Here is a 13248-nt window from a genome sequence, read left to right on the forward strand (position 1 = left end):
TCAGGGGGCGAAGACCGTGTCGGGTTCACGTGTCGAAGAGGGTGTCGATGATCTGCTTGGCGATGAATCTCGCGTGAAGGATGGGTTGTCGCGCCGGGTCGATCGACGCAGGTGGCACCCACGCCGGTCGTCCATCGGTGAGCATGATCGCGTGCCAGTCGGATTTGTCGATGAGGTGGTGGTGGGCGCCGCATGCGAGCGTGAGGTTGTTGATGTCTGTGCGACCCTCCTCCGCCCACGGGACGATGTGGTGCACTTCGCACCACCCCGGTGGGGAGTCGCATCCGGGGAACGAACACCCCTGATCACGGGCGGTGATGATCGCCGTCTGCTTCTCGTCGGCGAAGCGCTTCTCGGTGGCGACCTGCACGGTCGTCGCCTGATCACTCATGAGGTGGAAGAAGACTCGTCCATTGAGCCCCGACGCGGTGAGTTCCTCGATGGGCACGGGGTTCTCGGTTCCCGTCCGACCCGAACCGGTGTTCGCGGCGAGGTCTTCGGCCTTAGCCGTCACGACGAGGGAGTACCGTGCGCCCGACGTGGGTCGGGTCATTTCGATCTTGCCGATCAGAGTGGCGAAGCGTTCGTAGATCCACCGGCGCACGGTCGGCTGGGCGTCAAGGGTGCTGATCTGGGTGCCGTCCTCACGGACTCCGTAGGCACCGGACGTCTCGCCCTCACAGGGCCGTCCGCTTCCGTCCAATGCGGCACCGCTGCCGTCCTGCGCGAACATCGGGGCATCATGGCGCTGCCCCGAGAGCACCGCGTCGAGTACCGCGAAGGCGTCGTCGTCGACGTCGCTGCCCGTACCGCAGTCGCCAGCGACCCCGCCTCCTAGTCCAGCACTGTCGGCATTGCCAGGACTCGATGAGTATGGCCTGCCAGGGCTCGATGAGTCTGGCCCCACCGAGGTCGATGCGGCAGCGCCACCTCTGCGGCACGATTCGATCCTCGAGGTGAGAAGACCGTTGAGGAGTCCTCCGGTGATCGGGTCGAGACGGCCGGTCAGATCCCAGTCACCGTTGCGTCGGGCCCTGAGGTGGACCGAATAGTCCGCTCGGTCCCGCGACTGCGACGGCTCCTGTCCGTCGGGGTCGATGATGTCGAGCATCCGCTGGAAGATCTCCCTGATGTCCGAGACGCGGACCCTTCTCGCCTCGCTGACGAGTTTCGCTTCGGTCTCCTCGCGCAGTTCGGCACTCACCCATGGCGGCAGACGCTTCATGCACTCGGCGATGACCGAGGCCTGTCCTTCGGAGAGGGTGCCGTCGTGCAGTCCGCTCGCGGTCGCCGGGTTGAGGGGCGGCATCGCCTGGCCGGTGATGTCGACACGGCCGCCGAAGTTCCGTGCGAGTTCGGTGCGACGGTTCGCTTCCGCCCCTGTCAGACCGAGCCGGTTCTGGATGAGGGACTTCGTCGTCTTCGCCCCGAAGTCGGTGGGAGTTCCGACGCGTTCGAAGACGGCCAGGGTCACTGCGAACAGCGACCTGTTGACCCGGTCGAGGGCTTCGAGGGCGTCGGTGAGCATCACTGCCTCCTCCGGGCCCATGGGCCGTTCGAAGGACCGCAGCTCATCGTTGAGCGTGGTCAGACCCGTGATCCCGTCGAGCACCTCTGGCGCGAACCGCGAGAGCGCCGACCATTCCTCGTCGCTGAGCATCGAATGTCGGCTCAGCCGACGAGTGTCCGGCATCATCGCCTCCGGCGAAGGTGTGTCCGCAGCCAGTGCTGACGTCACGTCTCCGTCGTGCGGGCGGTGGCCGGGAGCCTCCTCGGCAGACCCCGCCTGCCCGAAACTCTCGTCCGCATGGGGATCGAACGGCACATCGCCATCACGTTCCGGCTCATCACAATCCGATACACCGGGCACGCCGGGGATCTCGTCGAATCGGTCGGCGAGGCTGTGGCCGGTGAGATCGAACCCGGCATCGCGGAGCTGGTCGAACAGCGACGACTGACCGCTCGCGCTGCCGCGATGCGCATTCTTCGCCGAATTTCCGCCCACACCCTTCGCCGGCTTCCCGCCGCGGCGCGATCCGGCGGAACGACTGTCGTCGCCGGGGTGCTGCCTGTCCGGGGTGAGCGTCATGACTCCTGATCCGCCTGCCAACGTCTGTGTTGTTGCCTCCGAGTCTACTCCTTGAATGTGATGCAGACAATAGTCTGTTCCCAATTTATTCGATAGTTTTTGTCTGATGAATTCATTCACTCATCGATTCCTGATCACGGTCGCCCGCCCCGGCGTCTCCCCCGGTCACAGCCCCTACCGGCCATACGGCCGACCGTCCCTCATCCGTTCGACAGCGCACGGACTGCCGCAGAGCCGGCCCCGCTGACACTCTTCCCCTTCCTCGCCTCACCGCCGGCCCGTCGGGGGCCGTGAATTCCCCGAGTCCACAGGAACTCAGGGCGACCTTTCCTGAAATCACCGCCTCGGCGGTCTAGGCTCGGATGCGGACACATCAGCGGTACCCGGTCGGACGGCCGTCGTCACCGACGACGAACCGAGCGGTCCGCGGGACCGACAAGTTTCGAAGCACAGCCGAAGGAGACGCAATGGCAGGTCAGCTTCCCATAGTCCGCCTGGTCACCGGAGAGACGACAGGACAGCGGGTGGCCCGCGTCGCCGCTGCCGCCTCGGCGATCGGGCTCGGTGCCCTCGCAGCATGGGACCTGACGCAGAAGAAGCACGCGATCCTGCGCAACTACCCGATCGCCGGACACGCACGCTTCCTCCTCGAATCCATCCGTCCCGAGATCCAGCAGTACTTCATCGAACGGAACTGGGACGGCCGCCCCTTCAGCCGCGACACCCGGACGACGATCTACGAGCGGTCGAAGGGCATCCACTCCGAGCACGCCTTCGGCACCGAGCGCGACGTCGCCCGCACCGGGTACGAAGCGCTCATGCACACGAACGCGCCGATCCCCAACTCCCCGGCACCGCCGCGGATCCGGGTGGGCGGAAAGGACTGCACCCAGCCGTATGAGATCTCCCTGCTCAACGTCTCGGCGATGAGCTTCGGATCGCTCAGCGACAACGCCGTGCGTGCGCTCAACAAGGGCGCGGCGATGGGCGGCTTCGCGCAGGACACGGGCGAGGGGTCGATCTCTCCGTACCACCGCGAGTTCGGCGGCGACCTCATCTGGGAGCTCGGCACCGGGTACTTCGGTGCCCGCACCCCCGACGGCGACTTCGACCCCGACAAGTTCGCGGCCAAGGCGCAGGACCCGCAGGTGAAGATGGTCTCGCTCAAGCTCTCCCAGGGGGCGAAGCCCGGCATCGGCGGCGTGCTCCCGGGGGCGAAGGTGACCGAGGAGATCGCGACGATCCGCGACGTGCCCGTGGGCCAGGACTGCATCAGTCCCCCGAATCATCGCGTCTTCTCCACCCCGATCGAGCTTCTCGAATTCATCGCGAAGATGCGCGATCTCTCGGGCGGCAAGCCTGCCGGCTTCAAGCTCTGCGTCGGCTCGCGCACCGAATTCCTCGGGATCTGCAAAGCGATGATCGAAACCGGGATCACCCCGGACTTCATCATCGTCGACGGCTCCGAGGGCGGCACGGGAGCGGCTCCGCTCGAGTTCGAGGACCATGTCGGCCTTCCGCTCACGCAGGGGCTGATGATCGTCCACAACGCGCTCGTCGGTGCGGGGCTGCGCAACGAGATCAAGGTGGGTGCCTCGGGGAAGATCGCGAGCGGTTCCGACATCGTCAAGCGCCTCATCCAGGGCGCGGACTTCACAAACTCGGCGCGGGCGATGATGATGGCAGTCGGATGCATCCAGGCGCAGACGTGCCACACCGGCAAGTGCCCGGTCGGCGTTGCGACGCAGGACGCCCGGCGGGCGCGGGCGATCTACGTCCCGGACAAGGCCGAGCGCGTGCGCAACTACCATGACGGCACGGTCGCCGAGGCGACCCGCCTCATGGCGTCGATGGGGGCCGCCCATCCCAGCGAACTCGAACCGACGATGCTGCGCCGCAACCTCTCCCCATCCGAATCGTGGTCGTACGCGCGCCTCTACGACTGGCTCGAACCCGGCGAACTCCTCCGCGATACGCCGCCCGAGGACTGGGCGGCGGACTGGGCCGCCGCACGCGCCGACACGTTCCGCATCTCGCGCGGACACAGTCGCTGACCATGGCGCACTCGGTGCCCGTCTCTTCGGCGCGGGCGGAGCGCTTCCTCGCCTCGACCGACGCGGGCTGAAACGGCAACGGCGCCTGACAATCGCCCTTTGTTCCTCGCCGCTCACCTGCGGTGATGAGAATTCATCCGGTAAGCCCCGAAAAAATCCCAAAACTGGGGTTACATTCGGTCGTCCATGCCATAGTCTGGAATGAAAATTCCATACTCACAAGCGACTGTCGCCGACGTCTCGGACGCGGTCACCTTCGTGATCGCAGGCCTGTGCCACCGTCGTCGATGCGCTGATCCTTGGTTGCCCCTCACTGCCGGGATCGGCTTCGGAGTCCTGTGAGACTCCCATCGCCGGCCAGTCCGATCGCCGTTGCCCGCAGCGTTGACCCTCGCGTTGCCGGAATCCCCCGACAGGCGGAGCGTTCCCTCGACAGGGAGCGCTCCCCTGCCCGACAGTTCGTCTTGTGGCAGCATTCCCGAGAACGGATCCCCATGCACCGCACCCATCCCGGAAACGACGCTCTCCGAACAAGTGTCGAGAGCCGCCGACGGACGACGATGTCAACCGTCCCCGCCCTCACTCACCAGACTCAGTATCGCGATCCCCGGCTCACCGTCGGAGTCACCGATGGATGAGAAGGGAAAACGAATCGTGTCCCCCATCGATGCGACCGGCGCGGGAGCCTCCGGGCCCGCAGGTCCGCACACCGGCATCCGTTCCGCCCAGGACGGAACATCGCCGTTCCTCCCCCAGACCTCGCCGCCGCGACATCCGACCGGCGGCTCCGTTGGCTCCGGTGACGGCCCTCCGAGTTGGGTCGTCGCAGCCACCGGATTCCCCACCGTGCCGTTCCGGCACCGGCACCACCCCGGTCCGCGGCGCTGAGCCGCCTGCAAGGCGCCGCCTGATCACAGGCGGTCGATGTTGCCCCGCAGCCGCAGTCGCACCGGGTCGATGCGAGCGAGCCGGTCCACACTCTCCTGCCCGAGCTCAGCGGCGACGAGTTCGCACACCGCTTCGACGAGAGCGAGCATCGGCGCGAGGGTGTCGGCGGGTCCTGACGCTCTGACATCGGCGGTGAGCACGTGATCGGCGAGCGCCGCCGCAGGTGAGAGCCAGAGGTCGGTGAAGACCACCGTCGTCAGTCCCATCTCCTTTCCGATCCTCACCACCTCGGCGATCATCGGCTCATAGCGGCGGACATCGAAGACGACGAGGAGGTCTCCTCGTCGGAGGTCGACGAGTTCGGTCGCGGCCAACAGCGGACTCGACGACAGCCTGGTGACACCGGGCCTCAAGGGCGCGAGCTGCGCGTGGAAGATGTCGGCGACGTACCCTGTGTAGGAGGCGCCGACGAGGGCCATGGTCCGCTTCGGCTGAGCGAAGAGTGTGACGGCGCGATCGAATTCGTCGCCGATGACGGAGTCGAAGGTCTCATCGATCCCCGCGTGATACCCGCGCCTGGCGGCCTCGAAGACAGGTTCGTCATCCGCCCTGCTGACCTCGGCCTGGGAGAGGTTCGACTCCTCGCGTTCGCGCATCTCGACTTTGAGCGCGTCCTGGAGCCCCCGATACCCGTCGAAGCCCAACGTCCGGGCGAAGCGCACCACCGAGGGCGCACTCACGCCGGCCGAGTACGCGAGGTCGGCGATCGGTTCGAGCCCGGCAAGCGGATAGGAGGCGAGCAGCGCGCGGGCGATCTTCTTCTCTGCGGGGGTGAGCTCAGGCATCACCGTGCGCAGCGTGACCGCGAGACTCGACGTGCCGGTCGACTCGCGTGTCGGGGCTCTCCGGTCCGCGGCGCCTCCCCCGTCGGAGGCCTGTCCGCGCCCGTCCACCATCGCTCCGCCTCCCGGGTGCCGCCATTGGGTCTGGTCCTGTCGCCGCAATGACACGATCTGCCCAGGTCACCGCGAATGATATCGCTCCAGCATAGCGATTCCCGCCGTCGCGGGCACCGCCGCCGCTCACCGCATGACGTAGCCGTTGTCGACGATGAGGTTCTGTCCGGTCACCGCGCGCGAGTCCGGGGAGGCGAAGAAGATCACCGCCGAGGCGAACTCCTCCGGGGTCGTCACATGCCCGAGCGCCGAGGCCGCAGCGACCTCATCGAAGACGCCCTCAGGGGTGGCCGCCGATGCGTCGGTCGTGCGCAGAAGGCCGCCGGAGAGCATGTTGACGCGCACACCTGCGGGCCCGAGGTCACGGGCGAAGGTCCGGGTCAGCGAGAGCAGAGCGGCCTTGGCGGCGGTGTAGTCGTGATAGGGGACGACGGGATGCTGGACGAGGTTGGTGCCGATGTTGATCACGCGCCCGGACCCGATCTCCCGGAAGCCGTGCATAGCCGCCTGAATCGTGTTCATCGCCGCCCCGACGGTCCCCCGGAACTGTTCCGAGAGGTCGTCGTAGTCGATCTCATCGGCGGGCTGACGCTCCTCGCCGTTGAAGGAGTAGTCGAGCAGCGCACTGTTGACGACTGTCGAGACGGGCATGCCGAACTCCTCCTGCGCCGTCTCGAACATCGCGTCGACCGCTCGATCATCGGTGACGTCGGCCTCGACTGCCGCCGCGCGACCACCACGGGCCCGGATCGCCTCGGCGAGCTCCTCTGCCGCGTCGGCCGAGTACCGGTAGTTGATGACGAGTCCTGATCCGGCGTGGGCGAAGGCCTTGGCGATCGCCGCGCCGAGCCCGCGGCCGGCGCCCGTGACGAGGACGAGCTGCTGGTCGAGCGGCATGGCCGCGGTGGTGAAGGCTTGGGCGTTGCTCATCGGGATTCTCCTTCGAATGCCGGGCGCTGGGATCCCTCTCAGCTTACCCATGCCGACGGGGTCGAGCGGCGATGGTCGGCGGGCCGGTGAGGGAGCCAATAGAATAGACAAGATCACTGTTGTCCATTCGGCAAGGAAGTCCCTATGAGCGAGATCGGCGCCAACATCTCCATCGGAGTCCTCGCGGCCATCGTCGTCATCCTCATCTACCTGCTGGCGGCCAAGGTCGGGAAGTGGCAGCCCGCCCCGGAACACCGCGGACCAGGAGGCCAGGGATACGGACAGCCGGGCTACCCCGAGCAGGGCAGCCCGCGAGGCTACGGCCAGCCGCCGCGCCGTCGGGACGTCCGCGGCTACAGCGCCGACGAAGCCGAGACCCGGGTGATGCCGACCGCAGACGCCGACGAGAAGGCCACGACGGCCGAACTCGCCCAGAACATCGCCTACTCGGGGCAGATGATCGCCCAGAACCGGCGCGCGGCCACCTCCTCGTCGGGCGACACGCTCGCGGTGTTCACCTACATCCTCGGTGCCGCGCTCCTCGCCGCGATCGCCTTCGTCTTCTTCAACAACCTGCTCCTGCCGGCCACCGTCGGTGCCCTCGTCGGGGCGATCGTCTGCGTCGCGCTGGCGGCGACGTACACGATCAAGTCCCTGGACTTCTGGCCGGACAATTCGACGATCACGATCATCAACCTCGGCGTGGCCCTTGCTGCCGCCCTCGTCATGTACATCGGCGCCTCCCGGACCGAACGCGACCGGATGACGCTCAACTCGATCATGGACTCCTTCGACCCGCTGCCGATGAGCGAAGGGTTCTCGGGATTCGCCGCGGCCGTCGGCGACCGCGTCGTGAGGTTCTTCACCGACTACGGCTTCCTCGGCTTCGTCTTCCTCCTCTTCATGGCCGTCGGCTGCATCATCGTCGTCACCCTCGCCGCGAAGTCCCTCATCGACGTCATGGACTGGCGGATCTTCGCCCAGTTCGGCCGCAACGTCACCGACCGTCCGATGGCGTATTCGCGGGCCGAACGGTTCCAGGCCTCGAAGGTCTCGCACACCGTGACCTCGATCGTCCTCGCCGGCATCGCCGTGCTCTGCGCGACCGGGCTCGCCTACGACGGATTCACATGGTTCACCCGCTGACCCCGGCACACGCGCCCGAGGTCCCGGCACAGGCGTCCGGGGTCCCAGCACACGCGCCCGGGGTCCCGGCACAGGCACCCGGTGGCGAGGTCGGCCGCACCTGCTCCCGCGATCTCGGTCCCCCGGGTTCCCGGCGCTGAGAACGATCTCAGCAACCGCGCGCTAGGATAGTCCCCGGACTTCCTCCGCCCGACAGCGCCCACCCCGCGCGGGAAGGCGGCCAAGGCAGACGTCGACGAACGACCCGAAAAGGGATGAGAACCTCAATTGGCGAACGGCAACGCAACTTTCCGGCACTCGAACGTGGCGCTTCTCGGTCTGGCCGAGATCGTCGCCCCGAATGAAGTGACCTCCCACGAATTCGACGAGCGCCTCGCCGATACCCTCACAACCCTCGGCCTGCCCACGGGTCTCCTCCAGCGCGTGGCCGGTGTCGAGGCCCGCCGCAACTGGGACCAGCCGAGCGACTTCGTCGCCGGTGCCGTCGCCGCCGGCGGCAAGGCGCTGGCCGAGGCTGGAGTCGAACCGTCGGCGATCGGCCTCATGGTCAACACCTCGGTGACCCGCGAGCACCTCGAGCCGTCCGTGGCCGTCGGCGTCCACGCCGGGATCGGGCTGGGCCCGCACGCGATGAACTTCGACATCGCCAACGCGTGCCTCGGGTTCGTCAACGGCATGACCCTGGCCGCGAACATGATCGACGCCGGCCAGATCGACTACGCTCTCGTCGTCGCCGGCGAGGACGCCTCCCGCGTGCAGGAGGCGACCCTGCGCCGCCTCACCCGCTCGGGCATCACCCGGGAGGAGTACCTCAACGAGTTCGCCTCCCTCACCCTCGGCTCCGGAGCCTCCGCCGCCGTCCTCGGACCCGCGGACAGGCACCCGGAGGGCCACCGCATCCTCGGCGGGATCACCCGGGCGGCCACGCAGCACCATGAGCTGTGCGTCGGTGACCACAACGGGATGTTCACCGACACGAAGGGCCTGCTGGCCGGAGGGATGGAGCTCGTCGTCGCCGCATGGGAGGAGGCGCACGAGAACGGCTGGGACTGGCGGAACATGGACCGCTACGTCATGCACCAGGTCTCCGACGTCCACACGAACTCGATCACCCGAGCCGCCGGCCTCGACCCGGAACGGATCCCCGTGACCTACCCGGAGCTCGGCAATGTCGGCCCTGCGTCCCTGCCGATCACGCTCAGCCGGGAGGTCGAGACGCTCCAGCGCGGAGACCGGATCCTCTGCATGGGCGTGGGATCGGGGCTCAACACCGCCATGACCGAGATCGAGTGGTAGAGGAATCCATGAGGCACCCTGCACGGCCGGCAACGACTCCCCCGACGCTGCCCGAGTGGGATCCCGCGTGGTCCCGGATCGTCACGGCGCAGACCGCTGACGGCCCCCACGACTTCCACGTCCTCGACACGCTTGCGTCCCTGCAGGCCGAGGGCATCGAACCCGAGGGCACGATCCTCGCCCTCCACGGCAATCCGACATGGTCATACCTGTGGCGTCGGCTCGCCGCGGTCAGCCTCGCCTCCGCCGCCGACGGGGGACGTGCGTGGCGGATCATCGCCCCCGACCAGCTCGACATGGGCTTCTCCGAACGGCTGCCGCACGATGGTCTGCCGACCCCTCACGGCGCCGAGGTGCGTCGGATCTCCCAGCGCATCGCCGACTTCGACGCCGTCGTCACTCCTCTCCTCGCCGAGGCGGGGACAGGCCATCCCGTCGTCACCCTCGGCCATGACTGGGGCGGGGTCCTCTCGCTCGGCTGGGCGGCGCGGAACCGCGACCGGGTCGACGCCGCGATCAGCCTCAACACCGCCGTCCACCAGCCGGAGGACGCACCGATCCCCGCACCCCTGCGTGCGACCTTGGCAGGTCCGATGCTGCCGACGGCGACCGTGCTCACCGATGGGTTCCTCCGGGTGACGCTGCGCCTCGGCGACCTCTCCCCCGAGGTCCGCGCCGGCTTCCGCGCCCCGTACGAGTCCGCGGCCCAGCGGCATGGGATCGGCGGCTTCGTCGCCGACATCCCCGTCGACGAACGGCACCCCTCCTACGATGAGCTCCAGCGCATCGGTGCCGACATCGCCGCCTTCGACCGTCCGGCGCTGCTCGTCTGGGGGCCGAAGGACCCGGTCTTCCTCGAACGCTATCTGCGGGATCTGCGCGGGCGCCTGCCGCACGCTGATATCCACCGCTTCGAACTCGGCTCCCATCTCGTCGGCGAGGACTGGGACGTGCCGGGCACCGTCCTCGAATGGCTCGACGCGCAGTTCCCGACGACCACTGCCGTCGCGGACAATGAGGCGAGCGCCGCGGACAATGGGTCGAGCGTCGCGGACAATGGGGCGAGCGCCGCCCCCGGGTCGACCGCCTCGGCGCCGGTCGGCACATCCTCAGCCACAACCCGCCCGGTCACCGCGATCCTCGACGCCCGCCGCGACGACGAGGCGATCGCCTCGGTCGACTTCTCGAAGGACCCTGCCCAGCAGATCTCCTGGCGCCACCTCTGGCACGTCACCACCGCGATCGCCCACGGCCTGCGCGACCTCGGCGTGCAGCCCGGCGACCGGGTCTCGATGCTCGTCCCGCCCGGCAACAACCTCACCGCCGCCCTCTACGCGTGCCTGAAGATCGGCGCGGTCGCCGTCGTCGCCGATGCCGGCCTCGGTCCGGCGGGGATGACCCGGGCGGTCACCTCGGCGGACCCGCAGTGGATCATCGGCGAGCTGCCCGGTCTCGGGCTCGCCCGCGCGTTCGGCTGGCCGGGACGCCGGATCTCGGTCTCCCCGCTCGGGAAGGTCCAGCGGAGGGTCTTCGGCACCGAGACGAGCCTCACCGAACTCTCCCGCACCCCGATCTTCGGGGACCTGCCCACCCCCGGGCCCGACGCCGATGCCGCGGTCCTCTTCACCTCCGGGTCGACGGGTCCGGCGAAGGGCGTGCGGTACACGCACGGGGACATCGCAGCCCTCGCCGAGGTGCTCACCCGGGTCTTCGACGTCCGCGAGGGCACCGGGCTCGTCGCCGGCTTCCCGCCCTTCGCCCTGCTCGGACCCGCCATCGGGGCCACCTCGGTGACCCCGGACATGTCCGTGACGAAGCCGAAGACGCTCACGGCCACGGCCATCGCCGACGCGATCATCGCCGGGAACGCGACGATGGTCTTCGCCTCACCCGCCGCGTACCGGAATGTCGCCCGAACCGCCGGTGAGCTCGACGATGCCCAGCGGGCGGCGTGCGCGGGCGTCGACCTCGTCCTCTCCGCCGGGGCGCCGGTGCCGCTTGAGCTCATGGAGTCGATCGCCGAGGTGTTCCCGAATGCGTCGATCCACTCGCCGTACGGGATGACTGAGGGTCTGCTCCTCACCGACATCGACGCGGCCGGGGTGGCTGCGGCCGAGGCCGGATCCGACCTCGGCGTCTGTGTCGGCACCCCGATCGACGGAGTGACGCTGGCGCTCGCGCCGATCGACGAGTCGGGGTTCGCCTCCGACGATCTGCTCACGGGCGCACAGGCGCAGGGTCGCCTCGGCGAGTTCGTCGTCAGTGCCGCGCATCTGCGCTCGGGGTACGACAATCTCTGGCGCACGACCGCGCACGCGGGGCGGGACCGCCTCGGCGGGAAGGACTGGCACCGGACGAACGACATCGGGCACATCGACGATGCGGGCCGGATCTGGCTCGAGGGCCGCCTCCAGCACGTCATCACGACACCGCAGGGACCGGTCGGTCCTGGCGGACTCGAGGCCCTCATCGACACGGACGGTCAGGTCACCCGCAGTGCCGTCGTCGGTGTCGGTCCGATCGGGACTGAGGCGCTCGTCGCCGTCCTCGACGCCGAGGGCACGGACCTGCGTCCCGGGCTCGCTCCGCTCGAGCTCACCGCACGGCTGCGCGAGCTCGTCGCTGGGACGGGGGCCGATCTCGCCGCCGTGCTCGTCGCTCCGAGCTTCCCGACCGACATCCGCCACAACTCGAAGATCGACCGGACCCGGCTCGCGCAGTGGGCGGAGCGGGTGCTCGCAGGTGAGGGCGTGCCCCGGCGCGTCTGAGGCTCAGCCGCCGGCCGCCGGCCGTCGCCCGACACCCGATCCCGAACCGTCCTCCCGAACCGACTGAGGAGACCACCATGCAGATCACCGTCACCGGCGCCTCGGGCCTGCTCGGGTCCTCCGTCGCCCGCGCGCTCGTCGCCGACGGTCATGCCGTGACCACCCTGCAGCGGCGTCCGTCCGGAGTCGACGGCGCCCGAGACGTCCTCGGGTCGGTGACCGATCCGGCGGCCGTCGCCGAGGCGGTCGCGGGCGCCGAGGCGATCGTCCACCTCGCGGCGAAGGTGTCGATGATGGGCGATGCCTCCGAGTTCGAGGCCGTCAACATCGGGGGCACGGCCACACTCGTCGAAGCCGCCCGCGCCGCCGGGGTCCCTCGGCTCGTCCACATCTCCTCGCCGTCGGTCGCCCACACGGGGGCCTCGATCGTGGGCGACGGTGCGGGTCCGGCATCGCCGGAGCACGCTCGCGGTGAGTACGCGCGGACGAAGGCCGCAGGCGAACACATCGCGCTCGAGGCCGACTCCCCCGCTTTCCGCGTCCTCGTCCTCCGCCCCCACCTCATGTGGGGACCGGGCGACACACAGCTGACGGAGCGGGTCATCGACCGCGCGAGAGCGGGCCGGATGCCTGTTCTCGGGTCGGGGGCAGCACTCGTCGACACGCTCTTCGTCGACAACGCCGTCGAGGCGATCGTCGCGGCCGTCGCCGCCGTCGATGAGCACCACGGGGAGGCACTCGTCGTCACGAACGGCCAGCCGCGTCCGATCGGCGAGCTCATGTCGCGGATCGCGATCGCCGGTGGGGCCGCGGAGCCGACGCTGCGGATTCCGGTCGGACCGGCTCTGGCCGCAGGGTCCGTCGTCGAGCGGGTGTGGGCCCTCGGAGAGCACGACGACGAGCCGCCGCTGACACGCTTCCTCGCCGAGCAGCTCTCGACCGCGCACTGGTTCGACCAGCGCAGGACGCAGGAGGTGCTCTCATGGCGCCCGCGCATCAGCATCGAAGAGGGGCTGAAGGTCCTCGCGGAGCACTACGCGGGCTGAGCTCCGCTCTCGCGCACGCTGCGGTCCGGTGCGACGGCTGTGCCCTCCCGCACAGTGCGGCAGTTGCTCAGGTTG

At 68.8% G+C, this 13248-nt stretch carries 8 protein-coding genes; 5 read left to right on the forward strand and 3 right to left on the reverse strand.

What is annotated here, in order from left to right; genetic code table 11:
• Nucleotides 1–25 precede the first annotated feature (25 nt).
• Nucleotides 26–2089: an HNH endonuclease signature motif containing protein gene (locus EZE58_RS12115; protein ID WP_063249584.1), complete on the reverse strand. Its 2064-nt coding sequence runs from the start codon at nucleotides 2087–2089 to the stop codon at nucleotides 26–28.
• A gap of 467 nt (nucleotides 2090–2556) precedes the next feature.
• Here EZE58_RS12115 and EZE58_RS12120 point away from each other — a divergent pair, with 467 nt between their 5' ends.
• Complete coding sequence (locus tag EZE58_RS12120) at nucleotides 2557–4143, forward strand: FMN-binding glutamate synthase family protein (protein WP_063249583.1); 1587 nt, start codon at nucleotides 2557–2559, stop codon at nucleotides 4141–4143.
• 911 nt (nucleotides 4144–5054) lie between these two features.
• On the opposite strand, the gene EZE58_RS12125 is transcribed toward EZE58_RS12120, so the two are convergent.
• Together EZE58_RS12125 and EZE58_RS12130 are read right to left on the reverse strand one after the other, a co-directional pair.
• A complete protein-coding gene (locus EZE58_RS12125) occupies nucleotides 5055–5987 on the reverse strand; it encodes a MurR/RpiR family transcriptional regulator (protein ID WP_009378709.1) in 933 nt (310 codons plus the stop codon).
• 126 nt (nucleotides 5988–6113) lie between these two features.
• Nucleotides 6114–6917, reverse strand: a complete 804-nt coding sequence (locus EZE58_RS12130) for a 3-oxoacyl-ACP reductase (protein ID WP_009378707.1) — start codon at nucleotides 6915–6917, stop codon at nucleotides 6114–6116.
• A 144-nt stretch (nucleotides 6918–7061) separates the two neighbouring features.
• Here EZE58_RS12130 and EZE58_RS12135 point away from each other — a divergent pair, with 144 nt between their 5' ends.
• From EZE58_RS12135 to EZE58_RS12150, 4 genes are all read left to right on the forward strand, one after another.
• Nucleotides 7062–8063, forward strand: coding sequence for a hypothetical protein (locus EZE58_RS12135; RefSeq protein WP_009378706.1), 1002 nt, complete (start codon nucleotides 7062–7064; stop codon nucleotides 8061–8063).
• Between the two features lie 267 nt (nucleotides 8064–8330).
• Entirely contained in the window at nucleotides 8331–9359 is a 1029-nt protein-coding gene (locus EZE58_RS12140) for a 3-oxoacyl-ACP synthase III (protein WP_009378705.1), read from the forward strand.
• 8 nt (nucleotides 9360–9367) lie between these two features.
• Nucleotides 9368–12127 carry an alpha/beta fold hydrolase gene (locus EZE58_RS12145; RefSeq protein ID WP_009378703.1) on the forward strand — a complete coding sequence of 920 codons (2760 nt, stop codon included), beginning with the start codon at nucleotides 9368–9370 and terminating at the stop codon, nucleotides 12125–12127.
• Nucleotides 12128–12204: 77 nt separating this feature from the next.
• Nucleotides 12205–13173 (forward strand): NAD-dependent epimerase/dehydratase family protein, encoded by a 969-nt coding sequence (locus EZE58_RS12150; protein ID WP_131248282.1) that lies wholly within the window; start codon nucleotides 12205–12207, stop codon nucleotides 13171–13173.
• The last annotated feature ends 75 nt before the right edge of the window (nucleotides 13174–13248 follow it).

It is taken from the genome of Brevibacterium sp. LS14 (genome assembly GCF_012027885.1).
Classification (GTDB): domain Bacteria; phylum Actinomycetota; class Actinomycetes; order Actinomycetales; family Brevibacteriaceae; genus Brevibacterium; species Brevibacterium casei.